The 22018-nt window shown below is 32.7% G+C and carries 24 protein-coding genes; 12 read left to right on the top strand and 12 right to left on the bottom strand.

The features are described 5' to 3' along the window. Nucleotides 1-66 precede the first annotated feature (66 nt). The gene (locus LQ189_RS06835; protein WP_072943262.1) at nt 67-546 is read right to left on the bottom strand and encodes an Lrp/AsnC family transcriptional regulator; all 480 of its coding nucleotides are present in this window, start codon (nt 544-546) and stop codon (nt 67-69) included. 76 nt (nt 547-622) lie between these two features. After that, nucleotides 623-1777 carry a M14 metallopeptidase family protein gene (locus LQ189_RS06830; protein ID WP_230155264.1) on the bottom strand — a complete coding sequence of 385 codons (1155 nt, stop codon included), beginning with the start codon at nt 1775-1777 and terminating at the stop codon, nt 623-625. A 310-nt stretch (nt 1778-2087) separates the two neighbouring features. On the opposite strand from LQ189_RS06830, the gene LQ189_RS06825 reads away from it, so the two are divergent. Further along, nucleotides 2088-2558 (top strand): helix-turn-helix transcriptional regulator, encoded by a 471-nt coding sequence (locus LQ189_RS06825; RefSeq protein ID WP_086453725.1) that lies wholly within the window; start codon nt 2088-2090, stop codon nt 2556-2558. A gap of 78 nt (nt 2559-2636) precedes the next feature. Here the strand turns inward: LQ189_RS06825 and LQ189_RS06820 are convergent, their stop codons facing one another. Continuing rightward, complete coding sequence (locus tag LQ189_RS06820; RefSeq protein ID WP_230155262.1) at nt 2637-3188, bottom strand: 1-acyl-sn-glycerol-3-phosphate acyltransferase; 552 nt, start codon at nt 3186-3188, stop codon at nt 2637-2639. A gap of 61 nt (nt 3189-3249) precedes the next feature. Here LQ189_RS06820 and LQ189_RS06815 point away from each other — a divergent pair, with 61 nt between their 5' ends. Further along, entirely contained in the window at nt 3250-3915 is a 666-nt protein-coding gene (locus tag LQ189_RS06815) for a spermidine synthase (RefSeq protein ID WP_230155260.1), read from the top strand. Nucleotides 3916-3927: 12 nt separating this feature from the next. Here the strand turns inward: LQ189_RS06815 and kdsB are convergent, their stop codons facing one another. The 4 genes from kdsB to LQ189_RS06795 form a co-directional block, all read right to left on the bottom strand. Next, nucleotides 3928-4653 (bottom strand): 3-deoxy-manno-octulosonate cytidylyltransferase, encoded by a 726-nt coding sequence (gene kdsB / locus LQ189_RS06810; protein WP_230155258.1) that lies wholly within the window; start codon nt 4651-4653, stop codon nt 3928-3930. A 103-nt stretch (nt 4654-4756) separates the two neighbouring features. Then, the gene (ygiD, locus tag LQ189_RS06805; RefSeq protein ID WP_230155256.1) at nt 4757-5587 is read right to left on the bottom strand and encodes a 4,5-DOPA dioxygenase extradiol; all 831 of its coding nucleotides are present in this window, start codon (nt 5585-5587) and stop codon (nt 4757-4759) included. A gap of 96 nt (nt 5588-5683) precedes the next feature. Then, a complete protein-coding gene (locus LQ189_RS06800; RefSeq protein WP_230155254.1) occupies nt 5684-7105 on the bottom strand; it encodes an ATP-dependent RecD-like DNA helicase in 1422 nt (473 codons plus the stop codon). 152 nt (nt 7106-7257) lie between these two features. Continuing rightward, nucleotides 7258-7539, bottom strand: a complete 282-nt coding sequence (locus LQ189_RS06795) for a hypothetical protein (RefSeq protein WP_144890709.1) — start codon at nt 7537-7539, stop codon at nt 7258-7260. A 484-nt stretch (nt 7540-8023) separates the two neighbouring features. Here LQ189_RS06795 and LQ189_RS06790 point away from each other — a divergent pair, with 484 nt between their 5' ends. The 5 genes from LQ189_RS06790 to LQ189_RS06770 all read left to right on the top strand — a co-directional run bounded on the left by LQ189_RS06790 (nt 8024) and on the right by LQ189_RS06770 (nt 12254). Further along, entirely contained in the window at nt 8024-9604 is a 1581-nt protein-coding gene (locus LQ189_RS06790; protein ID WP_230155252.1) for a bifunctional response regulator/alkaline phosphatase family protein, read from the top strand. Between the two features lie 72 nt (nt 9605-9676). Beyond that, nucleotides 9677-10084 (top strand): tRNA (adenosine(37)-N6)-threonylcarbamoyltransferase complex ATPase subunit type 1 TsaE, encoded by a 408-nt coding sequence (gene tsaE, locus LQ189_RS06785; protein WP_230155251.1) that lies wholly within the window; start codon nt 9677-9679, stop codon nt 10082-10084. A 6-nt stretch (nt 10085-10090) separates the two neighbouring features. Then, nucleotides 10091-10564, top strand: a complete 474-nt coding sequence (locus tag LQ189_RS06780; protein ID WP_230155250.1) for a GNAT family N-acetyltransferase — start codon at nt 10091-10093, stop codon at nt 10562-10564. 80 nt (nt 10565-10644) lie between these two features. After that, nucleotides 10645-11844 (top strand): alanine dehydrogenase, encoded by a 1200-nt coding sequence (locus LQ189_RS06775; protein ID WP_167496929.1) that lies wholly within the window; start codon nt 10645-10647, stop codon nt 11842-11844. A 35-nt stretch (nt 11845-11879) separates the two neighbouring features. Beyond that, on the top strand, nt 11880-12254 hold the full coding sequence (locus tag LQ189_RS06770; RefSeq protein ID WP_086453736.1) for a DUF4258 domain-containing protein: 375 nt from the start codon (nt 11880-11882) through the stop codon (nt 12252-12254). 163 nt (nt 12255-12417) lie between these two features. Here the strand turns inward: LQ189_RS06770 and ung are convergent, their stop codons facing one another. Next, complete coding sequence (gene ung, locus LQ189_RS06765) at nt 12418-13098, bottom strand: uracil-DNA glycosylase (RefSeq protein ID WP_230155249.1); 681 nt, start codon at nt 13096-13098, stop codon at nt 12418-12420. A 48-nt stretch (nt 13099-13146) separates the two neighbouring features. Further along, complete coding sequence (locus LQ189_RS06760) at nt 13147-13482, bottom strand: nuclear transport factor 2 family protein (protein ID WP_158729781.1); 336 nt, start codon at nt 13480-13482, stop codon at nt 13147-13149. 199 nt (nt 13483-13681) lie between these two features. On the opposite strand from LQ189_RS06760, the gene LQ189_RS06755 reads away from it, so the two are divergent. Further along, nucleotides 13682-15847 (top strand): DNA mismatch repair protein MutS, encoded by a 2166-nt coding sequence (locus LQ189_RS06755; protein WP_230155248.1) that lies wholly within the window; start codon nt 13682-13684, stop codon nt 15845-15847. A gap of 69 nt (nt 15848-15916) precedes the next feature. Beyond that, complete coding sequence (locus LQ189_RS06750) at nt 15917-16333, top strand: thiol-disulfide oxidoreductase DCC family protein (RefSeq protein ID WP_230155247.1); 417 nt, start codon at nt 15917-15919, stop codon at nt 16331-16333. A 125-nt stretch (nt 16334-16458) separates the two neighbouring features. On the opposite strand, the gene ettA is transcribed toward LQ189_RS06750, so the two are convergent. The 3 genes from ettA to holA all read right to left on the bottom strand — a co-directional run bounded on the left by ettA (nt 16459) and on the right by holA (nt 19455). Next, nucleotides 16459-18153, bottom strand: coding sequence for an energy-dependent translational throttle protein EttA (ettA, locus tag LQ189_RS06745; protein WP_158729784.1), 1695 nt, complete (start codon nt 18151-18153; stop codon nt 16459-16461). Nucleotides 18154-18207: 54 nt separating this feature from the next. Further along, nucleotides 18208-18384, bottom strand: coding sequence for a CAL67264 family membrane protein (locus LQ189_RS06740; protein ID WP_086453741.1), 177 nt, complete (start codon nt 18382-18384; stop codon nt 18208-18210). 66 nt (nt 18385-18450) lie between these two features. After that, nucleotides 18451-19455 (bottom strand): DNA polymerase III subunit delta, encoded by a 1005-nt coding sequence (gene holA, locus LQ189_RS06735; RefSeq protein WP_230155246.1) that lies wholly within the window; start codon nt 19453-19455, stop codon nt 18451-18453. 94 nt (nt 19456-19549) lie between these two features. On the opposite strand from holA, the gene LQ189_RS06730 reads away from it, so the two are divergent. From LQ189_RS06730 to LQ189_RS06720, 3 genes are all read left to right on the top strand, one after another. Further along, nucleotides 19550-19999, top strand: a complete 450-nt coding sequence (locus tag LQ189_RS06730) for a type I restriction enzyme HsdR N-terminal domain-containing protein (protein ID WP_230155244.1) — start codon at nt 19550-19552, stop codon at nt 19997-19999. Between the two features lie 14 nt (nt 20000-20013). Then, on the top strand, nt 20014-20997 hold the full coding sequence (locus LQ189_RS06725; protein ID WP_230155242.1) for a glycosyltransferase family 2 protein: 984 nt from the start codon (nt 20014-20016) through the stop codon (nt 20995-20997). A 72-nt stretch (nt 20998-21069) separates the two neighbouring features. Beyond that, a complete protein-coding gene (locus tag LQ189_RS06720; RefSeq protein ID WP_086455550.1) occupies nt 21070-21903 on the top strand; it encodes an OmpA family protein in 834 nt (277 codons plus the stop codon). Nucleotides 21904-22018 lie beyond the last annotated feature (115 nt).

Raw genomic sequence — 22018 nt, 5'->3', positions numbered from 1 at the left:
TAATTTTTCATAAAAAAACCCCAAGAATAAACTTGAGGTTGTATTTAATTACAGCGCATTCAAGAATTACATGTTTTTGAATATGGTATGCATTAAGCGCTTCTTATCATTGATGCTTTCTTCAAGAGAGATCATAGTTTCTGTACGGTAAACTCCATCAATATCATCAATCATAAAAATAACATCCTTTGCATGTTTAGTGTCTTTGGCTCTTATTTTACAAAAAATATTAAACTTACCAGTAGTTACAGAAGCTACGGTTACAAATGGAATTTCATTAATGCGCTCCAAAACAAATTTTGTTTGAGAAGTGTTGTTCAAAAATACACCTACATATGCTATAAAAGAGTAACCTAATTTATCATAGTCCAATACAAGCGAAGAACCCATTATGATTCCTGCATCCTCCATCTTTTTTACCCTAACATGAACAGTACCCGCTGATATCAATAATTTTTTTGCAATATCTGTAAAAGGTACTCTTGTGTTGTCTATCAACATATCTAAAATTTGGTGATCTACTTCATCTAAACGAAATTTACTCATAACTCTCTAATTAACATTATTAATTGCTTTAACAAAGCATAAAATTATACATAAAAACAATAAAAAGACAAAAATATTAAATATTTATCATTCCATTAACAAATTTTATGTTATTATCTAAATAAAAATCGGCTTTTTGATTCAAAACAGGTAAAAAACCTGTGTTGTCAGAATACTTTGCGCCATTTGCATCATACTCATAATGACCATGATACTTTTCCAATTCATCTATTTTAGAAAAATAAGCATTAAAAAACAGCTGATTATCAACAATTTCTTCTTTATATTGTGCTGCAAAATTCGTTATTTTTTCAATACCATCATAATTTATCTTGACATTTTTATAAATAAAATCATAAAAAACGATTTTATTTTGAGGAATATTCAAATATTTATTGATTCCATTGCTAACTATAACGTTTTCGCTTAACGCTTTAAAACCCAAAACAAAAGCAATAAAGACAAATTTTCTAGAAATTTCTCGATTATAATCATTAGGAAAATGACCGGCTTCAAATAAAAGTGTTGGAACTCCTAAAAACTGAAAAGTATCACCAATACAGTTGATATTAAAAGAATCGTCAAATCTACCTATTCGACCTGGTAAAAACGACTGCATTCCGTCATTAATAGTAGCAATTAAGTTTATTGCTTTTAACCTACATTCATTCACTTCGCGCGCTTCATTATAAGAAGGAGCCAAAAAAGAAAGTGTAGCAGGAAGTCCACTATCAGCAACTCCAAAAATAGTTCTTTGATCATGTAGGTTAAAACAATAATCGGGTTTAAAATCATCAAAAACTTGTCTTAAAATGTTGCTTTCTGGCTGAGATAAAAGTTGAGAATCTCTATTTAAATCAATACCATTTGCATTTTCTCTAGTGTACGCTTGCGCTCCATCAGGATTTAACATCGGTAAACATAAAAAAGTGATGCTATCTAGCATTTGCGTCGCTAAAATGTCATCACTCTTTAAAAAAAACAAAAAATCAAGCAATGCTTTTGTAGTAGTACTTTCATTTCCGTGCATTTGTGACCAAAGGAAAATTTTAATTTTACCCTTACCAATTGTATAGGAATAAATAGGTTTATCTAAAACGGACTTACCGATAATTGCCAATTCATCTGAAGTATTCAAATCAACTAATATGTGCTCAATATGATCAAGCATTATGTATTTCCCTTTAAGTGATTGTACTAGGTTGTGACTATGTAAAGCTTCTAAATTCATAATTACTATTTAATTTACAAAAGTAAACATCTTTAAAGTTACAATTGTAAACAGACAAAAAACAATTATTTTTAATATTGTAAACACTTTCAGTTCTCAAAAAAGACTTCTATAAGAGATATTTGTAAACAAAAGGATTAACTTTAGTTAAAGATTATTAAAACGTTTATTATTAAGAACTTATATTGTTTTTAAAGTACTGTTACTTTAATACAAATGGTAATTTTAAATTCTTTTTAGACCTAATTTACCATTTATTCACTTATATTTTTTACATTTGTAAATAGATGTAATTTAAATATAATTTACAATGGTAAACATCGAAGATTTTATTAAAAGGTTAGAAATTATATTGGATTATTACGGACTTAATGCCTCTTCTTTTGCAGATAAAATAGGTGTACAACGTTCTAGCTTGTCACACCTCCTATCTGGAAGAAACAAACCAAGTTTGGATTTTATCTTGAAAATTTTAGATGTTTTTCCCGAAGTTGATTTATATTGGATTCTAAACGGGAAAGGAAGTTTTCCTAAATTACAGGAATTTGATGCAAATAACTTAAATGTCATCAAAAATAAAAACAGTTCCAATTTTGGTATCGAAGATAAAAACAATATTCCCGCTGCCGATTTGTTTACTGACTTTATACCTCCTATTCCTAACATAATTTCGGAAATTCCATTTCCAGTAAAAGACCCAACTGATTCAAACCAGGAAGAAATTGAAACAATCATGATTTTTTATAAAAACGGCACCTTTAAACAATATACTCCAAAATAAAAATGCTTCTCTAGAAACTCTAGAAAAGCATTTATTTTTGTGATAATTCAATCTTGTATCAATTTCTAAATTTTAATTTTAGAATTGAATTCCATTTTCGGGTATTTTACCCAAGACTCCTTTGTAGTGTTGTTTCAGTATTGTTAAGTCTTCCTCAATATTGCCAGACGGCTTAACCGGTTGTCCTAAATGAACTTGTTTTCTCCCAAAATCAAACGAAACAGGAACAATAGGGACTTTAGCTTTTAAAGCGATATAATAAAATCCCGTTTTTAATTCACTTACCTTTTTACGAGTCCCTTCTGGTGCCACAGCCAATCTAAAAGTATCTTTTTTATCAAATATGGCAGCTATTGAATCCACTTTGTTCAACCCTCCACTTCTATCCAAAGGTTCCCCACCCATATATCTAAAATAAATTCCGAGTGGAAAACGAAACAACTCTTTCTTGCCTACCCAATTCATTTCAAGTCCCGTAATTCCTCTTGTAAAAATGCCCAAGTAAAAATCATGCGCGCTGGTGTGTGGCATAACCATCATCACGCACTTTCTTAAATTAGGATCTATTCCGCCTACTATTTTCCAACCCATAAGTTTAAAAAACAGGAATTGGTATATTATTTTTTTCATTACTTAGATTTTGTGACAAAATAAATGATAAAAAACTTATTTTTGGTTAAAACCATTCGTAATGATTAAAAAAATATTGAGTTATTTACTTCCAATTAAAATTTTTGAAACAAAATCAAGTATTAACCAGTTAATTGAAGTTACTTGGGCAAATGGAGAATTGGTTTTAGATTCAAAAAATGCGAACTACTCTTATGGTAGTTTACAACGTATTTTAAGACTCGGATTGAAAAGTATTGGTTTTGAAAAAATAGTAAAAATGGAACGCATCTTACTACTAGGTGTTGCCGGAGGAAGCGTTATTAAAACACTAGTTGACGATGTAAAATTTAAAGGCAAACTAACTGGAGTTGAGATAGATCCCGAAATTATTCATATTGCAAATACCTATTTCAAATTGAATGAAGTTGAAAATCTGGAAATTATAATCGACGACGCTTTTGAATTTGTGTTAAAAACTAAAGAAAAATACGATTTAATAATCATTGATATATTTCAAGACACGACCATGCCTAATTTTTTATTTGAAACTTTTTTTACCAATAGACTTTGTTACCTCCTTAAATCAAAAGGTTTTATTCTATTTAATACCATGATTTTGAACGATGATCAGAATAATAGAAATAAAAAATATATTACCGATTTTGTCCATCCGCAATTTCAAATTAGAACTATTCCCCGAATAGAAATTCACAACGAACTCATTGTAATTGAAAAATTAGCGTAGTAACTCCTTATTTTAAAGTATTTTTCGTGCTTTTTCGAGATCTTCTGCCGTATCAATTCCAATCCCTACATGTGTGGTCTCGACCATTTTGATTCGTTTGCCAAACTCCAAATAGCGCAATTGCTCTAGTTTTTCGGATGCTTCCAAAGATTGCATTGGTAAACTATAAAAATCCAACAAAGCTTGTTTTCTAAAAGCATAAATACCAATATGCTGCATGTATCGAACACCAACATTTTGTTCTCGCGGATACGGAATTACAGATCGGGAGAAGTACAAAGCAAATCCGTTTTGATCCACTACAACCTTAACATTATTCGGATTATTGATATCTTCTTGATTAGTAATTTCGCGCATTAACGAAGCTAAATCTACTTTTTTATCCAAATCGTTTTTAAAAACTTCAATGACTTTGGCAAGGGGTTCGGCATCAATAAAGGGTTCATCACCTTGCACATTAATCACAATATCAACATCGAGATTTTCAACTGCTTCGGCAATTCGATCGCTCCCAGATTCGTGTTCTTTTACACTCTTAATAGCTTTTCCACCATTAGAAATAATTTCTTCATAAATCAAATCGGAATCAGTCACTACAAAAACATCATCAAACAATTGCGTGTTTATGGCTGCTTGATAGGTTCTTAGGATTACGGTTCTCCCTCCAAGATCTTGCATCAGTTTAGCGGGAAATCGTGTAGAGGCGTAACGTGCGGGAATAACTGCTATTATCTTCATGTAGTTTAAAAAGTTTGAGTTCAAAAATACATCATTGCAACCAAGGATGAAATTATTTTCGTGCTATTTTAGAGTTGGTTTTGATTGGTTTGGTTTACCAATGTTACATTATTTTTACCGAAGTCATACTCAACGATCCTCCCAGTAACTTATCATTGAACAAACTGAGTTCTTCTTGTTTTCCTTTTAAACCCAAAGTATAAATCAAAGGTAAATAATGTTCTGGAGTTGGAATCGCTAATTGAAAAGCTCGGCTTTGTTTTTCAAAATCTAGGAGTGGTTGAAAATTTCCGTCTAGCAAATAGGAATTGATAGTTTCACGAACTTCAATTGCCCAATCATAGCCGTAATTATCTTTATCTAAATTCGGAAAATCGACTAATCTCAAATTGTGAACAATATTTCCGCTTCCTACAATCAAAATTCCTTTCGTACGTAAAGCACTTAATTTTTGTGCCAAATCAAAATGGTATTGCGCAGGTTTTGTATAATCAATACTTAGCTGAATTACAGGAACATTGGCATCCGGATATAAATGTTTAATAACACTCCAAGCACCGTGGTCTAATCCCCAATGTTCGTCGAGTTCAACCGAAATCGGCGTCAATAATTGTTTAGTTTCTACTGCTAATTCTGGAATACCTTTTGCAGGATATTGCACGTCAAATAACGCTTGCGGAAAACCTCCAAAATCATGAATTGTTCGCGGCATTTCCATTGCTGTAACCTTGGTGCCGTTGGTATACCAATGCGCCGAAATACACAAAATAGCGTTCGGTTGTGGTAAGGATTTGGCTAAATTCCGAAATCCTGTTACAAACTGATTTTCTTCAATGGCATTCATGGGACTGCCATGACCAAGAAACAAAACTGGCATTTTCTCGGTGTTTGAAAAAGAGCCTGAAATCTTATGTAAATCGTTTAAAGCATTCATAACTAAACTATTTTAAAATTATTGAACCATATAAGTCTTATAAGATCATTAAAGTTTTCTTTGATTTTCCTTTCATGACTTAAATGTTTGTTTGATTTACTCTACAAAACTATCATCCTTAAAACCAATTAAGTACAATTTATTTTTGGCACGTGTCATGGCTGTATACAACCATCTAATGTAATCACGGTTAATACCATCTGGCAAATAAGGTTGCTCTATAAAAACCGTATTCCACTGCCCTCCTTGTGATTTATGACAAGTAATGGCATAAGAGAATTTTACCTGCAAGCCATTAAAATATTCATTCGCTTTTACTTTTTGGAATTGTTTGAATTTGGTTTCGCCCTCGTAATCCTTCAAAACTTCTTGATAAAGTCGGTTTGATTCTTCGTACGTAAGCGAAGGAGATTCGCTTTTGATGGTGTCCAAAAGCAAAACAGTTTCAATTGGTTTTTGATCTGGATAATCCACCATTCTGATTTTTACTTTGGCAAATTTGAAGCTGTACAACTCTTTGATGCTAAAAATTTCGAGTACTTCGATAATATCACCATTGGCGATAAAACCTGCCTGGTCAGAATCCTTTAGCCAAAAATAATTGTTCTTCACCACCATTAAAAAATCCCCAGTAGAAAGCTCACTTTCTTTGTCCAGAATCTTAGTTCGAATTTGTTCGTTGTATTGATTAGCTCTTTTATTAGAGCGCACAATAAAAGCGGTATCTTCGATGCTATAATTACTGTAAGCAGAATTAATGGCGTCTTGAATATCGTAGCCGTCTGTCAAACGCACAATATCTTTGAATTTTTTGAGATCGAATTTAAAATCAGTGATAAAAGATTCTTTGAGTACTTCGCGCAATTCTGTGGCGTTGAATAAAATTCCTGAATTTTCTTCTTGACGCATTACTTCGTCTAGCTCAATATGTTCAACTTCTTTATCGTAATTCATACTAAGTGTTCGAATATCAAGCGCTGGGCTGATATCCAAATTCACCGGAGGCAACTGAGCCGTATCTCCTAATAAAATCATTTTGCAATTCGTACCTGAGTAAACGTATGAAATCAAGTCATCTAATAAAGAGCCGTTTTCATACAACTTAGAATCTGAATTCGTATCCGAAATCATCGAGGCTTCATCGACGATGAAAATGGTGTTTTTATGTTTGTTGGGCTGTAAAGTAAAAGATACGCCACCACCAGAAGATTTTTTAGGGAAATAGATTTTTTTATGAATGGTAAAAGCAGGTTTGTCAGAATAATTAGCAATTACTTTAGCTGCACGACCTGTTGGGGCAAGTAGAACATATTTTTTATTAATGTCTATTAAGCTGTTAACAATGGTTGATATCACAGTAGTTTTTCCTGTTCCTGCATATCCTTTGAGTACAAAAATGGTCTTATTCTCTGTTTCAGTCAAAAAAATGGCTATTTTTTGAAAAAAGACATCTTGTTTGTAAGTGGGCTGAAATGGAAATTTTCTCTGTAAAAGACTGTAAAACAAGGAGGAATTCATAGGGATTTTGTTGGCATAAATGAGTATCAAAGGTACATATTAACTATCATTTACACTACAACAACTTTTTACATATTGATTGAAACGCGAAACAAAATTGATAGCATCTTGTTTTAGATTTTAAAAATTTTGTTTCGCATAGCTTCTTGTTTTTAAAATAGTTTATGAATACGGTTAATAGGAATCATCACTCCTTGTTTCAAGATGATATTTTTGTCCGTTACAGCCCAAACCGTGGTATCAACTACTTTCTTTGATTCAACATCTTCAAAAAATATTTTTATTTTAGAATGTTCTAGGTTTCCTAATGATAACGCTCTGTTGACTTCGCTAATTCTCATTTTTATTTGGTCATTATCCTCTAAAACATCAGTATTAGGGAATTTAAGTGCAGCAATGGCTTCTTTGTCGATTGTTATAAAATCTTCGGTCATGATAGTACTGTTTTAATTAACAATTAGTTAGGGTGATATTTAATGTTTTTGAAAATAAAATTATTTGTTCTTACAATTTACTAAACAAAGTGTACTATTAACGTGCTTGTAGTCCTAATTTTTTATTAAAGTTTAGGCACAAAATCTTTATTTTTACAATACAATTAACTAAAAAAGGAATAGATATATTGTATTTCAGTACTAGTAATGGAAATTTTTCATTTCAAAATGTGATTTGCGTGAAGGATGGAAGCGGCATCCTTTGCTTTTTTTCTTTAAAAAAGCAAAGATACAGCGCACAGCCTGCCCCAAGTGGAGTTTACGGAACTTGGGGGCACGCCCAATGAGAAAAAGAAAAAAAATAAATGGATTAGTTTACCAGTAGATGTCCTAAAATTTTATCAAAATATTAGTAGATTGGAGTGACAAAATGATGTAATTTGGCACTTTGATTACCTATTATTCAACAAAATTTGACACAGTTATGGAAGCGATAAAAATACTTTGGGTTGATGATGAAATTGACCTTTTGAAACCACATATATTATTTCTAGAAAAGAAAAACTACGAGGTTACTACCTGTAACAATGGCTTAGATGCAATTGCGATATTTGAAGAAAACAATTTTGACATCGTTTTTTTGGATGAAAACATGCCTGGAATGAGCGGATTGGAAACACTTTCAGAAATGAAGGAAAAAAAATCAGCAATTCCTATGATCATGATTACGAAAAGTGAGGAAGAGTATATCATGGAGGAGGCGATTGGGTCTAAAATTGCAGATTATTTAATCAAACCCGTAAATCCGAACCAAATTTTACTGAGTTTGAAGAAAAACTTAGATCATTCGCGATTGATTTCTCAAAAGACAACACTCGATTATCAAAAAGAGTTTCGCAAAATAGCGATGGAAATGGGGATGGTGAATTCCTTTGAAGATTGGATAGAATTGTACAAAAAATTGATTTTTTGGGAACTTGAGTTAGAAAACATTGATGATCAAGGGATGATTCAAATTTTAGAATCTCAAAAAGTAGAAGCCAACTCGCAGTTTGGTAAGTTTATCGAACGCAATTACGAAGATTGGTTTGCACCGATGCCTAAAAAAGTCGCAAGTGTTACCGATGCCGACCGACCAATACAATCGCATACCTTATTCAAGGAGCTCGTGTTGCCGGAACTTAAGAAAAAAGACAAGCCTATTTTATTTGTAGTGATTGACAACTTGCGCTACGACCAATGGAAAACCTTTGAAACGGTGGTAGGAAATTACTATAAATTAGAAAAAGAGGTTCCCTACTACTCTATTTTACCAACTGCCACGCAGTATGCAAGGAACGCAATCTTCTCTGGTTTAACGCCGTTAGATATGGAAAAACAGTTTCCGCAATACTGGAAAAACGATCCTGAAGAAGGTGGTAAAAACTTGTTTGAAGCTGAATTTTTGACTGCGCAAATCAAGCGATTAGGACTTAATATTAAAGAAGATTATTTTAAAATTACGAGTCTTGCTGGTGGTAAAAAATTAGCTGAAAGTTTCAAGGCTTTAAAAGATAATGATTTAGTCACCATTGTTTATAATTTTGTGGATATGTTATCGCATGCCAAAACAGAAATGGACGTAGTGAAAGAATTAGCATCTGATGATAAAGCCTATCGCTCTTTGACATTAAGTTGGTTTAAAAATTCGCCTTTGCTAGAAATTATTCAGCAGGCACAAAAAATGGGCTTCAAATTGATTATCACTACAGACCACGGCACTATAAATGTGAAAAACCCATCAAAGGTTGTGGGAGATAAAAATACGAGTCTAAATCTGAGATATAAAACAGGCAGAAGTCTTACGTACGAATACAAAGATGTTTATGCTGTAAAAGATCCAAAAAATATTGGCTTACCTGCAATTAATATGAGTAGTTCGTTTATTTTTGCAAAAAGTGATTTGTTTTTGGCTTATGTCAACAATTACAATCACTATGTGAGTTATTATAAAAACACATATCAACACGGAGGCATTTCTCTGGAAGAAATGATTATTCCGTTTTTAGTTTTTAATCCGAAATAAAAAAGCAATCAGTCTCAGTTTTCAATCTAAGACTAAAAACTTAAATTGTCAACTTTAAAAAATTTTATCAGAATGGATATCCTTTTTTCAATAGAACAGCTTGAAGAAGTAGCACAACAAATTATTGCCCAGAACCCGAATAAAGTCATACTTTTTCACGGTGAAATGGGTGTTGGAAAAACTACTTTGATTAAGCAACTTTGTACATCATTAGGCGTACAAGGCGCTACAAGTAGTCCAACTTTTTCTTTAGTTAACGAATACGAAGCATCTCAAAATCAATTGGTTTATCATTTTGATTTTTATAGAGTAAACAAAGAAGAGGAAGCTCTTGATATGGGTGTTGATGAATACTTGTACTCTGGGCATTGGTGTTTTATAGAATGGGCTGAAAAGATTGAAAACTTAATTCCTGATACACACTCTGTAATTCATATCGATGCTTTAGCAGATGGAACTAGAAAGTTAACTTTGACATAAAAAAGTATGATACAAGAAAACTTGGTTACCATAATTCCTTTTTCGGATGATTTGGCAGCGCCAATAAAGGATTTAAATCTCGAATGGTTGCAGAAATATTTTAAGGTAGAACCTAAAGATGAAATTGTACTTTCGGATCCTAAAAAAGAGATTATTAACAAAGGCGGAATGATTTTTTATGCCAAGTTCAACGATGCAATAATTGGCACCGTTTCCTTAATCAAAATAGACAACAGTTGTTTTGAATTGAGTAAAATGGCGGTAACAGATGGATTTCAAGGACTGGGAGTAGGAAAAAAAATGATTTTACACTGTTTTGCAATTGCTAAAGAAAAAGGAATAGAAAAGATCATTTTATACTCCAACAGAAAATTGAAATCAGCAATTCACTTGTATGAAAAGTTTGGCTTTGCAGAAATTCCGCTCGAATCAGGAATTTACGAAAGAGCCGATATCAAAATGGAAAAAATAATAGCTTAAATTTGAGTTTTAATTTACTAAAATGTAGTGCTTTAATTAGCAAAATTTACGTAAATTGGACGCTTAATTCATCATAAAAAATGTCAATTACTACTACGCCATTCACCAAACAGCAGCTTTTACCACAAGAAGAAAAGCTAGAGATTGCTAGACATAAAAGTGAACTTTTTATTGGTATTCCAAAAGAAACTAGTTTTCAAGAACGACGTATTTGCCTTACACCTGATGCCGTAAACTCCTTAACTTTTCAAGGACATCGCGTGATGATTGAAGCTGGAGCTGGACTTAGTTCTAGTTATACTGACAAAGAATACAGCAATGCTGGTGCCGAAATAACAAGTGATACCAAAAAAGTTTTTGGATGTCCCATGATTTTAAAAGTGGAACCTGCCACACTTAGTGAAATTGAAATGATGAATCCGCAAACGATCATAATTTCAGCCATTCAACTAAAAACGAGAACAAAAGCCTATTTTGAAGCTTTATCCAAAAAGAAAATCATTGCATTAGCTTTTGAATATATTAAAGATGAGGATGGTACCTATCCTGCAGTAAAATCATTAAGTGAAATTGCTGGTACGGCCTCTATTCTAATTGCTGCCGAATTAATGATCACTAATGACCTAGGAAAAGGATTATTATTTGGTAATATTACAGGAGTTCCTCCTACTGATGTTGTAATTTTAGGAGCTGGAACTGTGGGCGAATTTGCTGCAAAAACAGCCATAGGTCTTGGAGCTAGTGTCAAAGTTTTTGACAATTCTATTACTAAATTGCGAAGATTACAAAACAATTTAAACCAACGCATTTTTACATCAACCATTCAACCAAAAGCACTTTTAAAAGCTCTAAGACGTTGTGATGTAGCCATTGGTGCCATGAAAGGAAAAGACAGATGTCCCGTGGTAGTATCAGAAACAATGGTAGAACACATGAAAAATGGTGCCGTAATTGTTGATGTTAGTATTGATACTGGAGGTTGTTTTGAAACTTCAGAAGTAACCTCACATGAAAAACCTACCTTTATAAAGAGTAATGTGTTGCATTACTGCGTACCTAACATTCCGTCTCGTTACTCAAAAACGGCTTCCTTGTCCATTAGTAATATTATTTCACCCTACTTAATGAAAATTGCCGAAGATGGCGGCATTGAACGCGCCATTCGTTGTGATAAAGGCTTAAAAAATGGAGTTTATATGTACCACGGTATCCACACCAATAGTGCCATTGCAGACTGGTTTGACCTGCCTCATAGTGATATAAATTTAATAGTTTTTTAAGAAATTTTTCAAGTACCTTTGCACAAAAATATTTTATGAAATTTTTTCAGCGTTTTGCTTATTATTTAGTTGGTTTAGTGATCGGACTTTTTTTTGTAGCCCTTGTTTTCAGTGGGAAAGACACTCGTTGTAACTATTTTCCAAATGCCAGAGTCTTAAATGACTTGAGAAACAAACCTTTCTATTACTCTGATAAAGCATCTACAATATTGGCGCAAAAATGGATTGATACTGCTGATATAAAAAACTCTTTGCAATATGGTGATGTTGATTTTGACAACAGTAACCTAATTGTAAAAAAAGGAAAAATGTACACCATTGAAGGCAAAACAATCAAAAATCAAGAGGTTGTTTTAAAAATCATCAATTACAGTGACAAAGCTGTACTAGAAGATATTATCAAAAAATAATTTTCAGAGATTAATCATTTTTTGGGCGTGCCCCTACGCAAAAGCTTCGGGTCCTGCTGTACGTTCCCGCTTTTCTAGTCGGGCAAAAAAGCCCGCCTAAAAAGAGCTCCACTGCCATCAGTCACGCAAAACAACCAAATAACATTAAACATCTTGACTTAGGCTAACTATTTGTATTCCAAATAATAGCCTCTTTATTATTCGCTTCAAGGTAATCATTCACTTGACTAAAATGCTTGTTTCCAAACCATTTCCCTTGATTAGCACTCAATGGTGATGGATGACCCGATGTTAAAACTAAATGTTTGTTTCGGTCTATTTTTACTCCTTTTTTTTGAGCAAAACTACCCCAAAGTACAAATACAATACCTTCTTTTTTAGAATTGATGAACTCAATTACTGCATCAGTAAACTGACTCCATTTTAAATGCTTATGACTATTAGGGCTATCTTGTCTCACTGTTAAAGTAGCATTGAGCAACAAAACACCTTGTTGGGCCCACGACTCTAAGTTACCTGATGTAGGCAAAAAAACAGTTCCCAAATCGTCACTCATTTCTCTAAAAATATTTCTTAATGATGGCGGTATGCGCACCCCATCAGCCACCGAAAAACATAGACCATTCGCCTCTCCCACTCCATGATAAGGGTCTTGGCCAATAATCACCACTTTTACAACATCAAAAGAACATTGATTAAAAGCCTCAAAAATCAATTCTTTAGGAGGGAAACAGATTTGATTTTGATATTCTACCGCCACTTCCTTCATTAAGTCTTGAAAATAAGTTTTTTCTATTTCATCTGCAATAATGGTTTGCCAAGCAGGATTTAAATTTCGTAGCATAATGATTTCTTTTAGGAACTTTTTAAAAAATGTATGTATTAAACTTGACTATTGTCGAATAAAAAACACTTTAATGATGATATTGTCTTTAATTGTATAAATTGCTATAACATTTATGTCAATACCATTTGCTCTCCCAATCACAAGTTCTTTGTCTATTACTGTATTGTCAAGAAACATCCTTTCGTTTACAATAGCTTTTTGATTTGGATTAAGTTTCCAAGCATTTTCATAATAGTCTCTCATATTTTGGATTCCTGTGTAAAGTAACTCATTTGGAAAAGTATATATTTCAATATTGTCTGAAAAAAAACTTAAAAACAACTCTAAATCTTGCTTGTTGTATGCGTCTAGTTGTCCTTGAATGATGGTAATTGGATCCATTAAAAATAGTGCTTTTTTATAAAATTTATTGGTACAAATATACAAGAAGATAGAAGTAACTTTCCTAAAATTAGTAAAACAAAGCGTTATATATATGTGAGTTTCTTTCTGTTTTTATTTCTTTGAATCTATGTAGAATAACTACTCGTTTCTTTCTTAAAATAAGCTTATTTTTGTAGTTCAAAAGACTGTAGCATAAATGATCTCCATTACCGAAAAAACATTACAAGATTTACAATTTCCAACTGTACTAGAAACAATATCTTCTATTTGCAATACTGATATTGGAAAAGAAAAAGCACTTGAAATAACTCCTTTTAAAGACAAAGAAACTTTGATGCAAGCTTTATTGCAAACCTCAGAGTATGTATCGTCTTTTCAAAATAACAATGCCATCCCAAATCATGGTTTTGAAGCCATATCACACGAAATCAAATTTCTTGCTATTGAAGATAGTTTTCTTGAAGTAGGTAGTTTTAGAAAAATTGCAAGCCTTTCGAGTACCGTAAATTTTTTATTGCAATTTTTAAAAAAATTCGAAGACTATTATCCAAACTTAAATCTTAGAGCTAATCAAGTAGAATTGACCAAAGACATTATCACTATGATTGACGATGTGGTTGATAAATACGGCGAAATAAAAGACAATGCTTCTCCAGATTTATTGAATATCCGTAGAAGTATGAATGCGGTGCGCGGAAAAGTAAATCAGAGTTTTGGAACAGCACTGACACACTATAATTCGTTGGGTTACCTAGATGACATTAGAGAGAGTTTTGTGCAAAACAGAAGAGTTTTGGCTGTTCTGGCCATGTACCGCCGAAAAGTAAAAGGCTCTATCATGGGAAGTTCAAAAACGGGTAGTATTGCGTATATTGAACCCGAAGCAACTTTGCAATATTCCAGAGAATTGAGCAATCTAGAATATGAAGAAAAAGAGGAAATAACCCGAATTCTAAAACTTTTATCCAATCAAATCAGACCTTTTTTGCCTTTATTAGTTGAGTATCAAGATTTCTTAAGTGACATCGATGTTATTGCTGCAAAAGCCAAATATGCCAATAAAATAAACGGAATTCTTCCAAATATTACTGAAGATCGCAGATTGTATTTTAGAGATGCTTTTCATCCTATTTTATATCTAAATAACAAGCAAAAAAACGAAATAACACATCCACAAACCATTGAGTTAGAACAAGAAAATAGAATTATTGTAATTTCAGGACCTAATGCTGGTGGAAAAACCATCTCATTAAAAACTGTTGGTTTATTGCAATTGATGTTGCAATCTGGCATGTTGATTCCCGTACACGAGCGCAGTGAAACCTTCTTATTTGACAGAATCCTTACCGATATTGGAGACAATCAATCTATTGAAAATCATTTAAGTACGTATAGTTATCGATTAAAAAACATGAATTACTTTCTGAAAAAGTGCAACAGAAAGACTATGTTTTTAATTGATGAATTTGGAACTGGATCTGATCCTGAATTAGGAGGTGCTTTGGCTGAAATTTTCTTAGAGGAGTTCTATCACAGAGAAGCTTTTGGTATAATCACAACCCATTATTCGAACTTGAAAATTCTTGCGAATGAATTGCCCTTTGCAACGAATGCCAACATGCTTTTTGACGAGAAAACACTTGAACCGTTATATAAATTAGTTCTGGGTCAGGCAGGAAGTTCCTTTACATTTGAGGTTGCACTCAAAAACGGAATTCCTTTTAGCTTGATTAATCGCGCCAAAAAGAAAATTGAAGTTGGTAAAGTACGATTTGATAAAACCATTGCCACCTTACAAAAGGAACGCTCTAAGCTTGAAAAAACGTCGCAAACGCTAAAAGAAGAAGAAAGCAAAGCACGTGAAGAGGGCAAAAAAATGGAAAATATCAATGTAAAAATCAAGCAAAAACTGGAAAGTTACCAAGAGTTGTACGATAGCAATCAAAAGACCATTTATATTGGACAAAAGATTGAAGACATTTCTGAAAAGTATTTCAATAACAAAAATAAAAAAGAATTACTGGGTGAGTTTTTGAAAATTATTGAAATTGAAAATTCTAAGCGTAAAAAAGCAACTGCTAAAGAAACAAAAGCGCAGATTGAAAAAAAGAAAGAAGTCATCCAAGAAGTAACCGTTCAGGTGGAAGAAATTCGAAAGGAAAAGAAAGAGAAAAAACAAAAAGTAGTTGTTGAAAAGCCAAAACCAGTGCTAAAAGTAGGTGATCGTGTGCGTATGTTTGACGGAAAAGCCATTGGAACGATTGATAGTATCGAAAAAAACAAAGCCACAGTCAATTATGGTGTTTTTACTTCAAAAGCAAGCTTAGACGTTTTAGAATTTGTAGAGGCAGGAAAAAAGTAAATGCATGCGGAACGACACAATAATTGTTCTATAATTTTTTATTAATCTAATTTAAACTGATTTTTCAAAATGCAGGACCTTCCAAAAAATAAGAAAATAATACTCTTTGATGGCATTTGCAATTTGTGTGATACTTCAGTACAACTTATTATAAAGCATGATACAAAGGATATTTTTAGGTTTGTAGCTTTACAATCTGCTTTAGGTCAAGAGATCACTAATTATTTAGGAATTGATTCGCAAAAAATGGATAGCATCATCTTGTATCATCCAGGAGTTGCTTACTATTACAAAGCAGAAGCAGTATTTGAAATTGCCAAGGAATTAGGAGGAGTATTTACTTTTGCCCGTATTTTAGGATTTTTCCCTGTTTCATTTAGTAAAATTGCTTATGATTATGTTGCAAAAAACAGATACAAATGGTACGGTAAAAAAGAAAGTTGTATGATGCCTACAGAGACTCTTAAATCAAAATTTTTAAGTTAAAAACACAACTTAATTTATTTATTTTAAATAAGTTAATCAACTTCATCTAATTAATTACATAAAGATTCATTACCATAAAAAAGGCTGTCAAAATAGACAGCCTTTTTCAATAAAATAGAAGAAAATTAGTTGCGAATTAATTTTCTATATTTTAAACGTTTTGGAGTTAAATCACCACCTAAACGTTTCTTTTTATTTTCTTCGTATTCAGTAAAACCTCCTTCGAAATAATACACTTCAGAGTCGCCTTCAAAAGCTAAAATGTGGGTACAAATTCTATCTAAGAACCATCTATCGTGGGAAATTACCACAGCACAACCAGCAAAATTCTCTAAACCTTCTTCTAATGCTCTTAACGTATTTACGTCCAAATCATTGGTTGGCTCATCCAGTAAAAGTACATTTCCTTCTTCCTTTAAAGTCATTGCCAAGTGTAAACGGTTGCGTTCTCCACCTGAAAGCATCGAAACTTTTTTGTTTTGTTCGCCACCTCCAAAATTGAAACGAGACAAATATGCTCTAGAATTTACTTGTTTTCCACCCATCATGATTAGTTCCTGACCATCAGCGAAATTTTCCCAGATGGATTTATTTGGGTCTATATTCGAATGCGATTGATCTACGTAAGCAATTTTTACAGTTTCACCAACAGAAAAAGAACCACTATCTGTAGCTTGTTCACCCATTATCATTTTGAAAATAGTAGACTTACCAGCTCCGTTTGGTCCGATAATACCAACAATTCCAGCTTGTGGTAACGTAAAGTTTAGATTGTCATATAATAATTTGTCTCCAAAAGCTTTAGCAACATTTTTTGCTTCAATAACATTAGTTCCCAAACGCGGCCCATTTGGAATGTAAATTTCCAAGTTTTCGTCTAATTGTTTTTGATCTTCGTTTAACAATTTATCGTAGTTCTGTAAACGTGCTTTTTGTTTGGTTTGACGGCCTTTGGCACCTTGACGAACCCAATCCAACTCACGCTCTAAGTTTTTTCTGCGTTTTGAAGCTACTTTTTCTTCAAGTGCCATTCTGCTTGATTTTTGATCTAACCAAGAAGAATAATTTCCTTTCCACGGAATACCTTCTCCTCTATCCAACTCTAGAATCCAACCAGCTACATTATCAAGGAAATATCTATCGTGCGTTACAGCGATTACTGTTCCTGAATATTGTGCTAAATGCTGCTCTAACCAAAGAACGCTCTCAGCATCCAAGTGGTTGGTTGGCTCATCTAAAAGCAAAACGTCTGGTTGTTGCAACAACAAACGACACAAAGCCACACGACGACGCTCACCTCCAGAAAGATTTTTAATTGGAGTATCACCATCAGGAGTACGCAAGGCATCCATAGCGATTTCTAATTTAGTGTCAATTTCCCAAGCTCCCAGCGCATCAATTTTGTCTTGCAAAGCCGCTTGACGATCCATCAATTTGTCCATTTTATCTGGGTCAGAATAGTTTTCTTCAAGTCCAAACAAATCGTTGATTTGATTGTATTCTGCTAAAACAGCCATGGTTTCTGCTGCACCTTCTTGAACTATTTCTAAAACGGTTTTAGAATCATCTAATATTGGTTCTTGCTCTAAGTATCCTACCGTATAACCTGGTTGAAAAACAACATCGCCTTGATAATTTTTATCTACACCTGCAATAATTTTTAAAAGTGATGATTTTCCAGAACCATTAAGTCCTAATATACCTATTTTGGCGCCATAAAAGAAACTCAAGTAAATATTTTTAAGTACTGGTTTATCTGCACCTTGGTAGGTTTTACTCAATTTTTGCATTGAGAATATTACTTTTTTATCGTCTGACATAATTTATGTTTTACAGTTATCTTTTTATTTATTTTTCTCTTTGTGTTTGTATTTTTACAACCTGCCTTTTAGCGAACTAAACACCCAAGCATTTGCTAAAAATCCAATTCCTACTGCTGCAAATCCCCATCCAGCAACATCATCATATCGAAACGCGCCCAGAGCAATAAGCAATAATCCCATTAAAATCATAATGAGTGTTGCCCAACCTAAGATTGTATTTTTATTCATGTTCCTTACTTTATTTATAAATGTTTTGTTACGATTTGAGTTGCAAATATCGGAAATTTTATAATTTTAATTGAATATTTTAAAAAGCATCTCTCGTAATAAATCCGATTGTGAAATTGCATTTGCACCGACTCCTTTACTTTTGACGTCAATATCTCGAAGTGCTCCAACTATTTGGCTCACTTTTTTCATTGGATAATTTTTCAAAGCAACATCGTATTCTTTCATAAAAAATGGATTCACACCTATTACGGCTGCCACATTTTTTGGGTTTTTATCCTTTAAACCATGATATTTTAATAGCTGTATAAAAAATCCAAATATTAAACTCGTGGTCACCACCATGGGGTTTTCCTTTGGATTTTGGGCGAAGTTTTCAGCTATTTTATATGCTTTCAACTGATTGCGCTCCCCAAGTGCTTTCCTAAGTTCAAACACATTATAATCTTTACTAAAACCAATATTATCCTCAATATGTTGGGGCGTTATTGTACTCCCAACGGGTAAAATAATTTGCAACTTTTCTAATTCATTGTTTATTTTACTCAAATCAGTACCTAAAAACTCTACGAGCATTGCTGTAGCTTTAGGCTCTATCATGTATTTTTTGCCAGAGAGTACACGCTTAATCCAATCGCCTACTTGGTTTTCATATAATTTTTTACTCTCGAAAACCAATCCGTTTTTCGCAATAAGTTTGGTTACTTTTTTTCGTTTGTCAACAGTTTTGTATTTATAACACAATACTAAAACGGTTGAAAGCATTGGGTTATCTGCATAAGCTTCAAATTTATCAAACGTTCGATTTAAATCTTGAGCTTCTTTTACAATTACAACTTGACGGTCCGCCATCATAGGATATCGTTTTGCAGTAGCCACCACATCCTCAACTGTTACATCTCGTCCGTATAAAACGGTTTGATTGAATCCTTTTTCTTCATCAGACAATACTTTTTCTTCAATAAAATCTGAGAGTTTGTCAATATAATAAGACTCCTCACCCATTAAAAGGTAAATGGGTTTTATAGAACCACTTTTAATATCATTTACAATTTTTATGACTTCGTCCATTTCAATTTAATTCAAGTTTTAATAAGCAAAGTATCTTTTTATCAGAATGGATCTTTAAACTTTACTTTTTAAACTTATTTAATACTTTTGCACCATGCAAATTCTCAATTTTCCACACTACACTTTTCGGTTCAAAAATAGCGAAAATAAAACAGCTATTTTTGATGTTATTCGTAAAAAATTTATAATTCTTACACCTGAGGAATGGGTAAGGCAGCATGTAGTTCGGTTTTTATTGGAACAAAAAGAATACCCCCTTTCTTTAATAAATGTTGAAAAAGTTTTAAAAGTCAATGGCTTACGCAAAAGGTACGATGTTGTTGTTTACAATACTGACGGTACCATTGATATCCTTGTAGAATGTAAAGCCCCCAAAATTCAAATAGCACAAGTTACATTTGACCAAATAGCGCAATACAATATGACATTACAAGCCAAATTTTTGATGGTAACCAATGGATTGAATCATTACTTTTGCCAAATGGATTTTGAAAATGAAAAATATCAATTTCTGAAAGATTTGCCCAATTACGGGCAACTTTAGCACATTATTACACCATGAAAATAGCCGTTGTTATCCTTAATTGGAATGGAACCAAATTATTAGAACAATTTTTGCCCTCAGTAGTACAGTTTTCAAAAGAAGCGACTATATACGTTGCAGATAATGCATCAACCGATTCATCTGTTTCTTTTGTAAAACAAAATTATCCTGAGGTTGTGATTATTCAAAATTCTGGTAATTTTGGGTTTGCAAAAGGTTATAACGAAGCACTTCAACATTTAAATGCCGATGTATATGCGCTAATCAATTCTGATATTGAAGTAACTGAAAACTGGTTGCAACCAATCCTTGAAATATTCGAAAAAGATACAAATACCGCCATTATCCAACCCAAAATACTAGATTATAAAAGAAAAGATTATTTTGAGTACGCGGGTGCCGCGGGTGGATTTATTGATAAGTATGGCTATCCTTTTTGCCGTGGAAGGTTATTTGAAACTCTAGAAAAAGATTTAGGTCAATATAATGATCACACATCTATTTTTTGGGCTTCAGGTGCATGTTTCTTCATTAGAAGCGAAGTATATAAGGAACTAAAAGGCTTTGATGGAGATTTCTTTGCTCATCAAGAAGAAATTGATTTATGTTGGCGTGCTTTCAATAAAGGATATGGCATACAATATTGTTCTCAATCTGTTGTATATCATGTAGGTGGTGCAACGTTACAACAAGGAAACCCCTTAAAAACATTTTTGAATTTTAGAAACTCCTTATTGATGTTAACGAAGAACTTACCTAAAAATCAATTGTTTCCTATTCTATTTACAAGAATGATACTTGACGGAATTGCTGGAGTTCAATTTCTAACTCAAGGAAAAGGAAAACATTTTTTAGCCATACTTAAAGCTCACGCCGCGTTTTATACCCTTTTTAGAAAAAATTTTGCAAAACGAGATACTGTACAAGTAGATAGGTATTATAATAAAAAAAGTATTGTTTATCATTATTTCATTGAAAAACGGCACGTTTTTTGGTAAAATTTATGATAATTATAAACAAAACTTAACACCTTTAAACTAAATTTGTAACAATAATAAAAACTATTATCTATGAAAAAAATAGCATTGACCCTAACTGTTTTAGCCCTGATGACATCATGTGTTTCTAAAAAGAAATTCGCAGATCTAGAGGCTAAAAACAAAGAAACACAAGACTTATTAAACACTGCAACAGTAAAACTAAATTCTTGTTTAGAAGAAAAAGCAGCTCTTGCAGCAACTGCAGCAACCTTAAAAGAGCAAAACCAAGGTTTGATAAGTGTTTCTAAAGACATGACTGTTTTATCTACAAAAGGAGCCGAAAATATTGAAAAAGCCTTAGAATCAATCAAAGAGAAAGATTTAAAAATAAGCAGAATGCAAGATGCTTTAACTAAAAAAGACAGTGTAACTCTTGCTCTTGTTACTAGTTTAAAAAGATCTGTAGGAATCTCTGATCCGGATATTGAGGTAAATGTTGAAAAAGGAGTAGTTTTTATATCAATTGCTGATAAATTATTATTTAAAAGTGGTAGTTATGAAGTGACTGATCAGGCAAAAGGAGTACTTGAAAAAGTAGCTAAAGTTGTTAATGACAAACCTGATTTTGAATGTATGGTAGAAGGTCATACAGATAATGTACCTTACAATGGTACTGGAGTTTTACTTGACAATTGGGATTTAAGTGTTAAACGTTCTACAGCCATCATACGTGTATTAACAAATCAATTGGGTGTAAAACCTGAGCAATTGATAGCTGCAGGTAGAAGTTCATATATTCCGCTAGTTGCGAATGATACACCTGAAAATAAATCAAGAAACCGTAGAACTAGAATTGTGGTATTGCCTAAAATTGATCAGTTTTATGAAATGATTGAAAAAGAAATGAAAAATCAAAAGAAATAATTTTTCATCAAATTATAATTTAAACGCCTCAATAAGAGGCGTTTTTTTGTTATTAAAATCATGTTTTTATCTAATTTTAATGTTAAAAATATTTAATAAGCAATCAACATCATTT

The sequence above is a fragment of the Flavobacterium sp. CECT 9288 genome, from assembly GCF_918731615.1.
Lineage (GTDB): Bacteria > Bacteroidota > Bacteroidia > Flavobacteriales > Flavobacteriaceae > Flavobacterium.
Note: the sequence above shows the minus strand (reverse complement) of the source record. Positions and strands in the feature narration are given on the sequence as shown.